The organism is Streptomyces sp. NPDC046977 (genome assembly GCF_040644455.1).
Classification (GTDB): Bacteria; Actinomycetota; Actinomycetes; order Streptomycetales; family Streptomycetaceae; genus Actinacidiphila.
Map to the genome: position 1 here is coordinate 69,610 of NZ_JBEYWO010000007.1, position 14,008 is coordinate 83,617.

The window sequence follows — 14,008 nt, forward strand, 5'->3', positions numbered from 1 at the left end:
CCCAACCTTCCACCGCCCACCCGCTGCACGCCCTCGCCGTGCGGCCCATGCCGCCGGAAGTGCGCGGCGCACAGGTCCAGCACGTCTCCGCCCTCCCGGAGGGACCGCTTGACACCTCCTGGTTCCCGGCGGGCACCCCTGAACTCCCGCTCGGTCATATCTGCCTGCACTGGGAGCCCGCCTCCCACGCGGGCTGGGACGTCACCGCCCACCTCGGCCTGGACACCACCGAGGTCCTCCTCGCCTCCTGGCCCGCCGCCCCCGACGACTGGCCGCGCCTGGTCCGCCCCACCATCCACGAGGTGACCGGCCTGTGCGCCGCCCTCGCGGTCGCCACCAGCGCCCCGGACCTCTCCAACCGCCTCGCCGGGGTATGACCGCAACCGCGCTGGAGGCCCGCCACCTGGCAGGGCTGGCAGCCGGTCGGCCGAGGGTCCCGCAGCGACGCGCCCGACCCGACGGCACCGCATCCGACTGACCGGCAGTCGGGCCACCCATAGGTTGCGGCCATGACGACCGACTCGCCGATGCCGCCCCCACTGTTCCCCTCGCCCGACAGCGCCGTACTCCGGCTGATTGTCGGCGACGCCATCGCGGCGGTCCGCAGCGGCGAAACCACGGTGGAGGAGGCGATCCTCCACGCAGCCGCCCACGGTTGGTACGAGGTCCACGTCCAGGGCGAGGACAAGTGCCCCGTCTGTGACTTCCGGGGCAAGCTACCCAGGTAGGGCAACCGCGGCTGAGCGTGGCCGGATCCGTCACTCCTGCTCTTCGTGCTCGACAACAAGAGGGGCGTTCCGTGGCGGGCCATGGGCCCTGGGAGCGTGGACGGCATAGCCCACAACCAGCGGGCACGCCCGTGTAGGCGCGCGTCCTTCCCCCAGCGCCGGTGGGCGTACGAGGATGACCAAGTGGGCGTCGGAGCCACGTGACCTGTGGCAAGCTCATCTCCTCGGGGGAGAGGAACATCTGATGACCAATTACCAATGCGGATCGTGCTCGTTTCAGAGCGACCATCTCGGCGAGACTGAACAGCACTCGCAGCAGACGGGCCACGTTTGCATCGGCAAGGACGGTGCCGGGCCGGCCGGAGGTAAGTTCGGCAAAGCCAAGGTCCTGGTCAAGGCTGGCGTCGGCGTTCTGGCCACCACCGCCATCGGGGTCCTCGCCTGGAAGTACAAGGGACTTCAGGACGAGCACGAAGGGCTTCAGGAAGAGCACGAGGAACTCCAGACGAAGCACGAGGGGCTCCTGTCCATGGCTGCCGGACTGGTCACGCAGTTGGCGGAGTCGACGGCGGAGAAGGAGAGTCTGAAGTCGGAAAACGACTACCTGAAGTCAGCCACCGGTGCCTCGAAGACGCTCAAGAGCTACGACTGCTGAGCGAGGGCTTACCGCGGGTGGTGCCACTGGGTGGACGGGTGCCCCAGTGCTCGATGCCGTTGAAAGGTCGAGAGGGTTGTGATCTCGTGGACCCCCGGTCGGGGAGGGACGGGGGCCACGAGATCACAACCCCGCACAGACCCTAGGAGGGCCTGTCTGTCCGTTCTTGGAACTCTGCGAGGGCGGATGCTGGCCCAGCCGCCACGGCGGCCTGGTAGCGCTCCTCCACCAGGTCGACGAACGTGCGGTCACGGCGATCACCCGCGCTCATGGTGCGGCGCCATCCAGGCCCTTCGCGCTCCCACTGTTCGCGCGCGATCTCGCCGCGGAAGTGGCTGTCGAGCTTCACGGCGAGCTTCAGAGCGGGTAAGTGACCGATGCGGAAGCGCTGCAGCAACTCGCCGAGAGCAAGGGACGTGATCAAGTGCTGCTGGTGCCTCTTCAAGGAGACCGGCGCGATGGGCGGTGACCACGCTTGGAGCAGATCCGGGTTGCTCAGCGCAAGCGTCGCGAGTTGGAGGTGGCTATCCCTGATGGCCTGTTCGTTGCTCGTACGGGTCTGGCGAACCTGGTAAAGGAGCGAGAGTGCCACGCCGGCAAGGGCTACGGCCGAGAACACGACAGAGACGGCCCCGTACGTCTGACTGACGTCACTGAGCTTTCCCCAGTCTGTGCCTGCCGGAGCCATCGCGGCCAGCAGGAACGGGGTGAACGCGATCAGTCCCATCACCCCGAGTCCGAGTAGGCCGTACGCCAGGCCCGTCGAAAGCCTCCGGGCGCGTTGAGTGCTGCCCCTGCCGGTCGTCACATGTCCCCCTGGATACCCGATTGGCGACGCTCGCCGACCAGGATGAAGCTGGCTCCGACCCGCGACAAGTAGGCCCGGCGAGCCAGCCAGGGAGCTGACGGTCGAGAACTCCGCTGTTTCTACGGTCTGTTGGTCCGTAGGGTGCGGGTGTTACGGAGGGGGTGAAGCGGGACCGTAGGCGCGCACGCGAACAACGAGATCAAGGAGTTGTTGATCGACCGCTCCCTGCCATGATCAAGCTCAGAAGCTGCGCAAGAGAGTCACCCGTGAAGTACGACCTAGATTCCGGTGCCCGCGACTCGGCCAAGCGCTCGCGCCACCCGCCGCACCAGTGTGGTCGGCTTCAGGTTCCGTTCCACCCTGAGCAGGTAGCTGACCGGAGAGCCAGCAAGCTGAGTGTCGCGTGCCTCCACGGTGGCCTGGCGCAGGGTCGCGGCGGCAATCGCGAGACTTCCTCCCGCGATCGGCACGTTGCCTGCCCAGCCGCTCGCCGCCGCGGCGAGGACGGGCACTTCGAACTTGTAGTTCAGTGCGCTGTAGAAGGTTTTGAGGTTGAGGCCACTCATGGCCTTGCGCAGGTCTTCAAGGGGCTGGGCGATGCTCTCGTCGAATGTCATCCGGAGGTGATGTTCGAAGGCTGCGCGGTCTTCGATGCCGCCCACCTGCTCCCGCAGGTCTGCCGCAGCCTTGTCAACTGCTTGCCTGAAGGCACGGAATTCTGCCTTGTAGTCGTTCCGCAGTTGGATGATCTTGGCCACCGGCACCGAGCGCAGGCCGTCCGGGAGGACGCACTGCACGGCCATCAGCCCGAGTCGTGTTGTCCCGTCGGAGTTCGCCGGTCGGGGCGGCTCGCCCAACATGGCAGCAGCGATCCGGTCGCTGTCCCATCCATCCGTGGCGCTGTGTGCCGCGACCTGGTCGGTGATCGGGGAGTAGAACGTACGGCGGCCCAGCTCCTCGGTGAGCACACACTTGTAGATCCAGGCCAGGCCCGGGTCCATGGCCAGCCACGTCACGCCTGCGGATATGGCGATGCGCGACCGCATGGCCGGCACGGCAAGACCGGCACCGCGTAGGGCGTCGGCAAGCCCTGGGTCCACCTCGTGCGGGTAGAGGCCGGCGAGAGGGCGTTCGTCGCGCGGAAGCGTTCGCAGGTCGTCAGGCGAGGTCGGCTCGGCGTTGATGATGCGCTGTCCCATCAACAGCGTCGGCTGGTTCCCCTCATGCGTGTGAAAGGGTCGCGTTTCGGCCGTTGCCAGAAAGCGCTGCCTCAGTTCGGTGCCGTGGTCCTCGACGGCCTTCAGGAAGGCTGGGGCGACAGCGGCTGCCGCTTCCCTGGGGTCCACGTCGGTGAGGAAGTTGTCCAGCCCGTCACGCAGGGCCTTGACCAGGTCCGGGTCGCTGACAGGAAATCCGCGCGGGACGACTCGGGCCAGGCCCGGCCAGTAGAGGGCGGCGGCCTTGATCCACTGTTCCTTACGAAAGTGCACATACGGGTAGTAAAGGCCGATTCGCTGCACTGCTGCCCCTTCACCGTGCTATGTCGGCCTCACCGGATGTGTCCGGGGCCGACAGCATGCTACGCAAGCGGTGTTCGCCGCTGGTGCAAAAAGCGGAACCGCGCTGCTCTACTCCAGGTAGGTGCCGGCGAAGGCGCCGTCGAAGCCGAGTGCGATCAGGCCCTGTTCGACGCTGGGGTAAGTCGTCCCGTCCGGGATGGCGATCAGGGCGTCGAAGTCGGCTCGGCTGAACTCGGGCTCAAGCCACTGGTTGCCGCAGCGGCAGCGGACCCAGACGTTGCGGCCGTGGTTGATGAGTAGCCAGTCGCGCCGGGCCTGGCAGGCCGGGCACAACACGGGGATGCCGCGCAGGGACAGCTCTGGCGGGTGGCTGAGGCATCGCGTCGCTCCGGGGCCGCTGGGCGGCTGTGTCTCGTGCTGGAGTTGCGGCAGCGGTTCGTTTCCGGCGGGGGCGGCGGGCAGGACGGGGGTTGTCTCTGCGTGGTGGTCGGTCGTTCTGAGCACGAGTGTCGTCTCCCCGTCGAGGGCCTTCTCTTCATCCGTAACAGCGGGTGGAATCGGCTGTCCAGGGGCTTCGCGCAGTCGGCAGGCCGGTGGCAGGCCTGCCGGACTGCTGGTCAGCGGCGCGGCGGGCGGCTGTGCGGATCCGGTGCCGCGGGCCTCGGCGGGGCCGGGGGTGCGGTCCGGACGCTGGCCGGGTTGGCGGGAGGCGTGGCGCGACTGGTGCCGGCCTGCGGGCGTCGAGTGCCTTCGCCCGGGTGGGCGGGGAGCTGGGCGAGGCGGCGCAGTCGCCAGACCAGGACGTCGTTGACGTCCTCGGCCGTGTCGAGTTCGCGCATGGCGATGGCCTTCTGCAGGAGGGCCTTGGGGTCGTGGCCTGCCTGCTCGGCTTGGTCCAGGGTGGCGACCAAGGCGTCGTTCTGCGTGCTCGTGCCGGGTCGGGTGCGGTTCTCGGGCAGGGCGGCACGGATGGTGGTCTCGTGGGCGCGACGCTGGGCGTCGGGCAAGGCTCGTCCCTGGTCGCGCAGGGCCTGCATGGGTGCGGCGGCGGCCTGGCGGTAGGCGGCGCGAAGGTGCTCGGCGGCCTGCTGGGAGGCTTCGGCCTGCTGGGCGTGGCCGCGTGCGGAGTGCCAGCGTGCGGCGGCCAGCGCCACCAGGACAAGGGTGGAGACGAGCATGGCGGTGGTGCCGCCGTCTTCTCCTCGGCGGAGCGCGCCTCCGGCCTGGATGATGCCACGGGCCGCCGAGCGGATCGCCCGGGTGTCGGCGCGTTCGGCTCGGACGTGGCTGCGGGTGGCACGTTCGAAGGAGCGGGCGGCGGCGGAGAGTTCGGCGCGCGTGGCGGCCGGGGAGGTCTGGGCGACGGCATCCAGGAGTTCACCGACTCCGACGAGTTGGGCTGCGGCTTCGTCGTCGTCGCTGTCCAGGAGGATCACGGCGCGCTCGGCGACCCCGGTCGCGGTGCGTCGCCCCCGTGCGGGAGGCGACCAGTTCGAGCGTCCGCTGTCGGCTTCCGGCAGCTGAGCCGCGTCGGGGGTTCCGTCGGCGAGGCGGCGCTGGATCTTCGGATAGGAAAGGTCGGGCGCCAGGGTCGAGCCGGCGAACCAGACCGGCTCGCGGTCACGGTTGCGGTCCCCGGGCAGCGCGACCGTGTAGCCGAGGAAGTCGCCGGATGGGGCGTGCCGGAGCTTGACTCGCAGGCCCGCATCGCGCAGGCGGTTGAAGAACTCGGCTTCGCTGGCGGCTCCGGCGACGGCCTGGCGGACGGCTTCGCGCAGCGTCTCGCGCGGTGTCTCGGGTCGGCCGACCCGCTCGGCTTTGAAGCGCTCGGCGCTGGTGGGCGTCTTGGCTCCGGTGCCGTCGCCGGGCTTGAGCCGGCGCAGACCCATCTCCTGTTCGATGCGGCGGCATTCGGCCTGGGCTTTCTTGAAGTCGTAGTTCATCCTTGGGCGGCGCAGGTCGCCTCGGACCATGGTGGCCAGGATGTGGATGTGGTCGTCCGCGTGGCGCACCGCGACCCAGCGACAGCCGTCAGGATCGCCTTCGGGGGCGAGGTTGACGGCGTGGACGAGGCGGCGGGCGACGGTGTTCCACTCGTCGTCGGTCAGGGTCCGGTCGCCGGGGTCGGTACGGACCGAGCAGTGCCAGACGTGTTGGGCCGGCGCCTTGTCGCCGGCCTGCTTGACCCGCAGGTCCAGGGCGGCGGCGAGCCGGGCCAGGGTGGTCTTGGGGTCGGGTTCGGGGCTGGTGTCGCGGCCAGGGTCGGGGGCGAAGCTGTCCCAACTGCCCACGAGGTGGGGGTCGGTGTGCTCGTCGCGCTTGCCGGGGCCGTAGAGGTAGACGAGCAGGCCGTGGGTGCGCGAGCCGCGTCGGATCTTGGGGACCATCAAAGACGCTTCTTCACCAGAGTGTCGGCCACATCGTCCACGCGAGCCAGGACGCGGTTCACGGTCGTCAGGGCGCGGTCGAGTTCGCCGGGGAGAGGCTGTCCTCCGGCGTTGTAGACGTAGGCGATCTGGTTGAGGTTGTTACCGACACGGGAGATGGCGGTGCGCAGAGCGACCAGCTCGTCGATGGCGGCGTCGAGTTGTTCGTTGGTGTGCACGGTGGTCGAACCGCGGGCGACGGCGAGGCCGGCGGCGGCGAGGAATCGGGCGACGGTGACGGCGCGCTGCTTGGCGGCGGCGTTGATCTCGGTCTTCTCGGTGTCGGACAGGCGGGTGGTCGTCTTGTGGGTGCGCTGGCTCGGGTTGCGGGTACGTCGGCGCGGCTTGCGGTCGGGGAACGCGGGTTGACTCGGGCTCTGCTGCTCGCGCGGGGCGCGTTCGTCTGCTTCTCCTCCCACGACCGGCGCCCCCGGGCGCCGGGAGTCCGGCTGGTCCCCGTGCGCCCTCGCTCGGGGACCAGCCGGACTTCCCCCGCCCCCCTGGGCGGGGGCAAGTGCGTACAACGGGCCGTAGGACCGTCGTACGCGACAACTTGCTCCGCCAGGAGCCGTCGTGGGGTCACGCTGCTGTCCGGCGGTGGTAACAACCGGTTCGTTGGCGGTCACCGGCTCGTCTCCGGGTTTTCCTCCCGTAGTTCGCGGACGAGTTCCTCGATCCAGTCCATGGCCAGGACCGGGTGGTGGAGGGTCCAGGCGCGACTCTCCCGGGTTCGTTGCACGGTCCAGGTCGTGTCGGGGCCGGATTGGGCCCGGTGCAGGTGGCCGCGCTGGTGCAGGACGGTCAGCCAGGTGTTGACCTCGGCGGGTGTGGCCGGGTGGGTACGCATGGGTTGCTCTCCGCTTCGCTTCGGAAGGATGTGGGGCGCGTGTCCGGGGGCGGGTGACCGGTCGTGGTGTCCGGCTCGGTCACCCGCCTTGTGCTGTCCTGTCAGTTCCCGCCGGAGGTGACCGGCTGTCCGTGCTGGGCGCGGAGTTGAGCCATCAGAGCGGTCAGAGTGTCGCTGGACAGCGGTATCTGCTGACCTCGGATCGCCTGAGCGACCACCTTGCGGGTCAGCTTGTCCTCGGCCCCGACCGCTGACCGGGCGATCTTCAGCAGCTCCTCGGTGTCGCGGTCACTCCGCTGGTCACTTGCTGTCCGGGTGTCCCGGTCAGTGACCTGCGGCGGAGTGACCGGCCGGTCGGTGTCCCGCGCGTGGCTGTCCTGGTGGCCGGTGACCGGCTCGGTGCCGATGGCGCGGTCAGTGACCGGCGGCGCGGTGTCCGGCTGTCCGGGCAGGTCAGCGGCCTCGTGCGGCTGTTCGCGGTCACCGGTTACCAGGCTGCTGTCCGCCGGGGCGGTGTCCCCGGTCAGTGCCCGAGGACTCGGGTCCTGCTTGTTCAGGGACGGTCGGGGCCGGTCGGCCAGGGCATTGACCGGCTGTCCGGTGCTGACCTGACCGGCCTGACCGAGGTCTTCCCGGTCGCTGCCCTTGACCGGGCCTCGGGCGATCAGGATGTAGAGGTGGACTGCTCCAGCCAGTGCGAGGGGGGCGATGGTGGACAACACGGCGACCACCGTGTCCCCGAGTCGCAGGCCGGTGCCGGCGACCGCTTCGTCGTTGAGCCGGACCGCGTGGAGGGCGTTGGCCCAGATGCTGGCGGCGGTGGCCGTGCCGAAGAGGGCCCAGACGTAGAGGCGGGCGCGCAGAGGCGCGTCGCGGAGGACCAGGAGTGCCCGGATGCCGTAGGCGATGAAGCCGTCGATCACCAGGGGGAAGAGGTAGGTCAGGAAACCGCGGACGTGGATGGCGACGGCCATCTGCTGGAGGGCGTCATACGACAGGGCGCACCCTGCGCTGCCGAGGGCGATGACCACCGCGCGGTCCCAGCCGGTGATGTGCGCCGTCCTCGGCGCGCTCACGGCGCTCATGCCGCCGTCCCGAAGTCATCGCGGGCTAGGCGCTCGCCGTCGGTCTCGGGGGGCGGGGTGGTCTTCGTGGTCTGCTCCAGGTCTCGGTTGCGCAGGGCGCGGCGGGTCTCGCGGTAGAGCTTCTGGGCGTGCTCCTCGGTGATCTTCAGGAGCCACGCCAGGCGCTGCTCGGTGAGCCCCTGGTGGACGGCGGCGTGGACGACAGCCCGGCGCTCTGCCTTGGTGAGGTGGATGTCGCGGCCCGCGATGACGGCGTTGACACGGCTGTAGTCGAGGCGCCTGGCGAGGTTCTCGTGGAGCGGTTCGCGTTCCTCCTCGGTCATTCCGCCCCGGATGCCGTGGGTGTCGCCGGCCTCCAGGGCGGCGTCGAGGCAGACGCGGCGGACGGGGCACTGGGCGCACAGCGATTTGGCCCCGGTGATCTTGTCGATCTCGTCGGGCTGGGGGAAGAAGATGTCGGGATCCACGGGGTTGTGCTCGGTACTCCGGCAGGCGGCGCGCTCCTGCCAGGTCTGGTCGCCGAGGAGGCGGTGGGGGGCAGCGTTGTTCGTCGTCGTGGTCATGCGGTGTGCTCCGTTCGCTCTCCGCGCGCGGGGGCGTCGGCGGAGGGAGGCGGTGGGTACGGGAGTGCGTCGGGCAGCGCGTCTGGGAGGCGCGGCCCGGGTGTCGGCACGCGGCGTGTCAGGTGAGGAGGTGGCGTCTGCGGTCCACCGGCTCGAACTGGACCCGGGTGGTCATCTGGGCGAGCCTGCTGGTGACGCGGTCGCCAAGGTGGGCGCGCAGGTCCTTAATGGCCAGGTTGGTGGTCACCAGGGTCGGGAGCATGTGGTTGTACCGGCGGTTGACCAGCCGGTACGTCACCTCCTCGACCCACTCACTGGCCTTGGCCGCGCCGAGGTCGTCAATGATCAGCAGTGGGCTGCGGCTTATCGCGGCCAGCTCCCGCTCGCTGTCAACGCCTTGGCGGGGCCGCAGTGACGCGTACAGGTCGGCGGCGGTGGTCGCTCGCCAGCGCACCCCGAGACCCATCCGGACGAGCAGCCGGATGGCGCCGTAGGCCTGATAGGTCTTGCCTGCGCCGACCACGCCGGCCATCAGCAGGCTGGGACCTGTCACAACCTGCCTGCGGGCGCCGGGGCTGGGGGCGACGGCCTGCTCGGCGACCTCTCGGGCCCAGGCCAGGACCTGCGGGTGGTCCGCGACGGCCTCCCTGTAGCGCGGGGGCATGCCGGCGGACAGGGCGTCCAGTGGCGAGGACCCTTCAGGCTCGTCGGCCGGGTCGGCGAGGGTGGCCTGGGTGATGTTGCGGGCTGCCATGATGCGGGCCATCCGGCCGAGGGCGCCTGCTGTGCCGAGGGGCTGGGGTTCGCGGGTGCGGGCGCCCATCACAGCTCCTCGGCGTAGGCGGCGGCAGCGTCGACCGGGTTGGTCCACGCCCGGTGAGCGGGCACGTTAGGGCCGGATCCCGGCCGCGCCAAACCGGCGGATCGGGAGTTCATCGCCTCGTTGACCATGCTTGTCAGCACGCTCGGGTGCTTGGGGTTGGCGGCGAACCTCGACAGCCCGGCCCGGATGTCCTGCGGGTCGATGCCCTCGGCCAGGAGTTTCTTCGTGATCCGTCCCAGGTGTCCGATCACGTCGCTGGGCGGGCGCTTGTCGCAGGCCCTGATGTACTCGCCGAGAAGATGGTCGGCCGAGACGTGGGCTGCGGGCGCTTCGCGCCCCGTAGGGAAGGAAGATCCAGGATCCAAGATCCTAGATCCAGTACCCGAGGCTTCTGCGAGGCCTCGGGGAGGGCTCGCGTAGCTGCCGACGAAGCCCGTCTGGCCTGCGACGTCGTCCCGTGTGGGGCCAGGGGCGGCGTCGGGATCGGCGGGGGTGGGCTGCTGCGCGTGCGATGCCCCGCCTCGCGGAGCGGCTGGTCCGGGGGAGGGTGGCGCGGGCCGGTCGAGGGGTCCAGGAGGATTCGTCGAGGCGTCGGCGAGCCCTCGCGCAGAGGTGGGCGACGCGTCGGTTGCCTCGGCACAGACGCCCTTGCAGGAACCGCACCGGTTCGCCGCGTGGTGCTGCGGACAGGACGGCAGCCTCGACTGGCTCGGCTTGTCGATCTTCTGGTGCTGGTGCCAGGTGACGACATGGAGGTAACGCCGTCCGTCGCAGCCCGTGTACCGGCAGATGAGGCCTGCGTTGGCGAGCTGCTGGAGGTCGTCCTCTACGTGGACGCTGGTGTGCTCGGCGCGCAGGGGCCACAGGAGCCCCGCGATGATGGCGGCGTTGTCACGGTGGCGGCCGTGGTCGTCGGCCTGGGTGAGGAGGCCGAAGAAGGTGCGCTCGGCCTCGACGGTCACCTCTCCGAGGGACTCCGAGGTGAAGGCCTCCGGCTTGATGGTTCGTATCCGGGCCATGTCAGCGGTCCCGACCGGCCGTGAGGATGACGGTGGTGGTCCGGCTCCAGACGCGGGGGGCGGACCGAACCCGAGACATCCTTGGGGTCACTGCGCCGGCTGTCGTCCTGTTCAGGTCGATCGTCGCCCCGGCCTTGTTCCTCGCGGTGGGGCGCGGATGCTGCCACGTCCGCCTGGGGCCGTTGTGGCTGACGCCGGTCGTGGTCGCTGCGCGGTTTGTATCGGCTCGCTGTGCTGCGGGGCGCTGCCGGCGGTTCGTATTCGGGCAGGACACGGTTTCGCTCGGTATGGCGAGCATGCAATACTCCGTTGCTCGTAGGAGCGCGGTGCGGCGTTCTCGTGTGTAGAAGCACGCCGCCCGCGAGATGTGAAGGGCACCCCCTCGGAGTGCCGTCCCGGCGCCCAGGAGCTGGTAACTCCCGGGCGCCGTTGGCATTTACGGCGTCGCCTGAGACAACTGGGCCTCCTTCCAGCGTGTTATCACCATCCCGGCCGTTGACCACCGCGCCAGGTCCCCCGCGAGGGACGACGAACATATGCGTCGGCCCGAGCAAGATCCAGTCCCGTGTCAAAGGTGACGACAGCGCCGCCGACCCGGTCACGTCGAGGTCCTTGCAGGGACACCCAACCGGCATGATTTTTTTAACCAACCGATCAGACAAGCGTCAAGACAAACGCTATGCGCGTAGATTCCGCTGCACCAGAAGTCCCCGGGCAGCCTCATCCAGCACCAACACATAGTTTCGGATGTCAATATGACGGATATTCAGCATCGAGACGGGTGGGTTAATCATGATCAAGTTGGGAAGGCAAAGGTGATTCGCGAAAACCGGCAATCTTTTGCCGATCCCGGAAACCGGCAAAAGATTGCCGGTTTCAATGCCGAGATTAGACCCACTTCGCCCCTTTGACCGTTATAAAGGAACACCACTCCGCAGGGCCGGGGCTTGCACATCGTCGAGAATTGATAAAAATGAATCCAGGGGGCGGCGACGCATGATCGCCTCCTATTACATGCGCCTATGCCGGTCGCCGCCACGACGAAGCGCAAGGGTGGGAAAGGATCTCAGTGGCCACGACGGCTAACGGCGTCGCGGGCGTCGGGGAGGAGTTCTCCTCAGGGCAGCTCGCCGGTCGCTACATGGGCTTCGGCCATCTACTGCGCCTGTGGCGCAAGAATGCCCGAGTCACGCAACCCGTGGCGGCCAGGGCGCTCGGCATGAGCGAGCGCACCTATCGGAAAGTCGAGCAGGGGGCAACGTTCCTCCGACTCACCCGCGAACAATGCGCCGCCCTGGCATCTGTCCTCGATCTCGACCGGGACGAGCGCCACGCGCTGCTGCTCTACAACCTCGGCACCTCGGTCGAGTACACCGAGGAGCCCCAATTGAGGAAAGCGCTGCAACTCCTGATCGACCGCCAGATGCCCAGCCCGTCCTACCTGACGGATCGCAACTGGAACATCGTGAGCTTCAACCGCGCCATGGCCGAGTGGTGGCCATGGGTGATGAAACCAGGAGCGAACCTCCTGCGCTGGGCACTCACCGAACCCGCGGCCCGCGACCAGTTCGAAGACTGGGACATGCACGCCGCAGCGTATGTGAAGATCATGAAATTCGCCCAAGCCACCAGAGACCTCCCGGACGCGGAGCTGGAGCAACTGATCGCGGAAGCGAAAAAGGACCCCTTCATCGAGCGCCTCTGGGAAGCCGGTGCCGATCTGGAGGAAAGCAGAGACGGCCATGTCTTCCGCATGCGGGTACCGGCTTTGGAGTGGGAGACCGTCGAAGTCGTCAGCCATGTCCTGCACCCGGCATCCGCGCCCGATTTCCGGTTCACGGTGCTCACCTGGGTCGAAAGCGCCCAAGCGGACGACAAGACCAACAGCCTTGGCGGGCAGCGCAACTCATGGGCGCAGGAAAACCAGCTCATGAGGACCGAGCTCGAGACACCGGTGTGAGCCTCCCCCGCCGCACGTCGACGACATCGCGAGACCAGCCTCGCCCTTCAGACAGAGAGAACCCTGTGGAGCAGTACACCTACCGCCTGCCGCTGCGCTGGGCGGACGCGGACGCATACGGACACGTCAACAACGTGCTGTTCCTTCGCTACGCGGAGGAAGCGCGGACCAGAATGTTCCAGGAGATCCTGCCGGCCGACGAGGCGAGCCGCCGCCAGTGCGCGTTCGTGGTCCGCCGATCCACGGTCGACTACCACGCTCCCTTGCTGTACCGGGAGGACCCTGTGCACGTACAAGTCCGGGTGATCCGCGGCCGCGGGGCGGTGCTCGAACTCGGTTGCGAGATCCGCGACGCCGACCAACTGTACGTCGAGGTCACGACCACCATGGCCGCCTACAACCTCGACACCGGCAGCCTCCGGCGCCTCTCCGAGATCGAGAGGCAATTCATCGCCCGCTACACCGAGTCCTGAGCACCAGGCTTCCGCAGTTGCGCGGCACATGCGCCCGTGGGGAACGGCTGCGTACTGAGGGACCGGTGATTCCCGGCCGGGTGGGTGTTCCCACGCGGCCGGGTCGGTCCTGCTCAGGCTGAATTTTGCAGTGTGATCCCCGGCGCAGGCATGATGCCGGAGTCACACAGCCGCCTTATCCGGTCGTTCATAAAGCCGGTCAGGTTCACCCCGCGACGGCCCTGTTGCTCTACATGATCCCCGTCCAGCGCCAAGGTCCCGGGACTCTGCCGCGCAGGCAGTCCACTCGGTACTGGGCCTCCCGGCGCCATGCCGGGTTGGTTGCGGCGTGCTGTGCGGCGTAGGCCGTCATGCGCATTTTCCGGACTTCGGCCATGGTCTCATAACCGGACCATGTGGTGACGTCGGTGCCGTACGAGCTGCAGAACTCCGTGTACTCGCCTCGCGTGACGCTACCGGTCGTGGTCAGCTTCACTGCTGTGGAGACAAGGTCCCACTCCGGCGGGCCGACCGTGCAGCGTTCCAGGTCCAGCAGAAAGACATCTCCGCGCTTGGTCCGCGCGACGTTACCTACCCACGCGTCGCCGTGGACGACACACTCCGCCAGCCCCGCCGGGAGTTGCGTCCAATCCTGTTGCAGGGCTGAAAGGTGATCACGCAGCCACGCGCGGTCGTCGGCCCCGAGCGTGCTCGCTGCCTCAATCCGCTCCGTGACTCGGACGAACGGCTGGAGTCGACCCAGGGAGAAGTCGGGAATCGACAGGCTGTGCAACTCCTTGAGGAGGTGCACCACATCCCTGACGGTCCCAGGCTCGTGCGGCGGCAACTCTTCCCAGAAGGTGACGGGTTGTTCCTGCACGAGGACCGGCTGTTCAACGGCCAGCAGGGGTCGCACCGCCGGAACGTCGTTGTCGGCCAGCCACTGGGCAACACGGACTTCGCGAACTGCGGCGGCCGACTGACCAGGTCTCGCAATTCGCGCGATCACTGCGCCCGGGAGGCGCCAGATCTCGTTCTCCGCGATGCGTATCGGCTCGGCGCCTGCGGTGGAGAGCCCTACGGCTGCGCACGCCTGGTCGAGCACGGACGAGGTTGTCCCAG

Annotated in this window: 16 protein-coding genes; 5 read left to right on the plus strand and 11 right to left on the minus strand. The window is 68.5% G+C overall.

The genetic code is table 11. The features are described from left to right. Positions 1 to 47: 47 nt before the first annotated feature. The 3 genes from ABZ883_RS12995 to ABZ883_RS13005 all read left to right on the plus strand — a co-directional run bounded on the left by ABZ883_RS12995 (position 48) and on the right by ABZ883_RS13005 (position 1,383). Complete coding sequence (locus ABZ883_RS12995) at positions 48 to 377, plus strand: esterase (protein ID WP_360905670.1); 330 nt, start codon at positions 48 to 50, stop codon at positions 375 to 377. A 132-nt stretch (positions 378 to 509) separates the two neighbouring features. Further along, positions 510 to 728 (plus strand): hypothetical protein, encoded by a 219-nt coding sequence (locus tag ABZ883_RS13000; protein ID WP_360905671.1) that lies wholly within the window; start codon positions 510 to 512, stop codon positions 726 to 728. A 244-nt stretch (positions 729 to 972) separates the two neighbouring features. Continuing rightward, entirely contained in the window at positions 973 to 1,383 is a 411-nt protein-coding gene (locus ABZ883_RS13005; protein WP_360905672.1) for a hypothetical protein, read from the plus strand. A 142-nt stretch (positions 1,384 to 1,525) separates the two neighbouring features. Here ABZ883_RS13005 and ABZ883_RS13010 read toward each other — a convergent pair whose 3' ends face one another. The 10 genes from ABZ883_RS13010 to ABZ883_RS13055 all read right to left on the minus strand — a co-directional run bounded on the left by ABZ883_RS13010 (position 1,526) and on the right by ABZ883_RS13055 (position 10,474). Further along, complete coding sequence (locus tag ABZ883_RS13010) at positions 1,526 to 2,110, minus strand: DUF6082 family protein (protein WP_360905673.1); 585 nt, start codon at positions 2,108 to 2,110, stop codon at positions 1,526 to 1,528. A gap of 359 nt (positions 2,111 to 2,469) precedes the next feature. Next, positions 2,470 to 3,711 (minus strand): DUF6236 family protein, encoded by a 1,242-nt coding sequence (locus tag ABZ883_RS13015; protein WP_360905674.1) that lies wholly within the window; start codon positions 3,709 to 3,711, stop codon positions 2,470 to 2,472. 108 nt (positions 3,712 to 3,819) lie between these two features. After that, on the minus strand, positions 3,820 to 4,215 hold the full coding sequence (locus tag ABZ883_RS13020) for a hypothetical protein (protein WP_360905675.1): 396 nt from the start codon (positions 4,213 to 4,215) through the stop codon (positions 3,820 to 3,822). 113 nt (positions 4,216 to 4,328) lie between these two features. Further along, a complete protein-coding gene (locus tag ABZ883_RS13025; protein WP_360905676.1) occupies positions 4,329 to 6,098 on the minus strand; it encodes a mobilization protein in 1,770 nt (589 codons plus the stop codon). Beyond that, entirely contained in the window at positions 6,098 to 6,556 is a 459-nt protein-coding gene (gene mobC / locus ABZ883_RS13030) for a plasmid mobilization relaxosome protein MobC (RefSeq protein WP_360905677.1), read from the minus strand. The genes ABZ883_RS13025 and mobC overlap by 1 nt, the downstream gene beginning before the upstream one ends. A 203-nt stretch (positions 6,557 to 6,759) precedes the next feature. Next, positions 6,760 to 6,984, minus strand: a complete 225-nt coding sequence (locus ABZ883_RS13035; RefSeq protein ID WP_360905678.1) for a hypothetical protein — start codon at positions 6,982 to 6,984, stop codon at positions 6,760 to 6,762. A 101-nt stretch (positions 6,985 to 7,085) separates the two neighbouring features. Further along, on the minus strand, positions 7,086 to 8,069 hold the full coding sequence (locus tag ABZ883_RS13040; protein WP_360905679.1) for a DUF2637 domain-containing protein: 984 nt from the start codon (positions 8,067 to 8,069) through the stop codon (positions 7,086 to 7,088). After that, entirely contained in the window at positions 8,066 to 8,632 is a 567-nt protein-coding gene (locus tag ABZ883_RS13045) for a WhiB family transcriptional regulator (RefSeq protein ID WP_360905680.1), read from the minus strand. The genes ABZ883_RS13040 and ABZ883_RS13045 overlap by 4 nt, the downstream gene beginning before the upstream one ends. Positions 8,633 to 8,750: 118 nt before the next feature. Then, positions 8,751 to 9,455: an ATP-binding protein gene (locus tag ABZ883_RS13050; protein ID WP_360905681.1), complete on the minus strand. Its 705-nt coding sequence runs from the start codon at positions 9,453 to 9,455 to the stop codon at positions 8,751 to 8,753. Next, a complete protein-coding gene (locus ABZ883_RS13055) occupies positions 9,455 to 10,474 on the minus strand; it encodes a hypothetical protein (protein WP_360905682.1) in 1,020 nt (339 codons plus the stop codon). The genes ABZ883_RS13050 and ABZ883_RS13055 overlap by 1 nt, the downstream gene beginning before the upstream one ends. Before the next feature lie 1,069 nt (positions 10,475 to 11,543). Here ABZ883_RS13055 and ABZ883_RS13060 point away from each other — a divergent pair. Both ABZ883_RS13060 and ABZ883_RS13065 read left to right on the plus strand, forming a co-directional pair. After that, positions 11,544 to 12,434 carry a helix-turn-helix transcriptional regulator gene (locus ABZ883_RS13060; protein WP_360905683.1) on the plus strand — a complete coding sequence of 297 codons (891 nt, stop codon included), beginning with the start codon at positions 11,544 to 11,546 and terminating at the stop codon, positions 12,432 to 12,434. A gap of 65 nt (positions 12,435 to 12,499) precedes the next feature. Further along, complete coding sequence (locus ABZ883_RS13065; protein ID WP_360905684.1) at positions 12,500 to 12,907, plus strand: thioesterase family protein; 408 nt, start codon at positions 12,500 to 12,502, stop codon at positions 12,905 to 12,907. 229 nt (positions 12,908 to 13,136) lie between these two features. Here the strand turns inward: ABZ883_RS13065 and ABZ883_RS13070 are convergent, their stop codons facing one another. Next, complete coding sequence (locus tag ABZ883_RS13070) at positions 13,137 to 13,991, minus strand: aminoglycoside phosphotransferase family protein (RefSeq protein ID WP_360905685.1); 855 nt, start codon at positions 13,989 to 13,991, stop codon at positions 13,137 to 13,139. Positions 13,992 to 14,008: the final 17 nt, after the last annotated feature.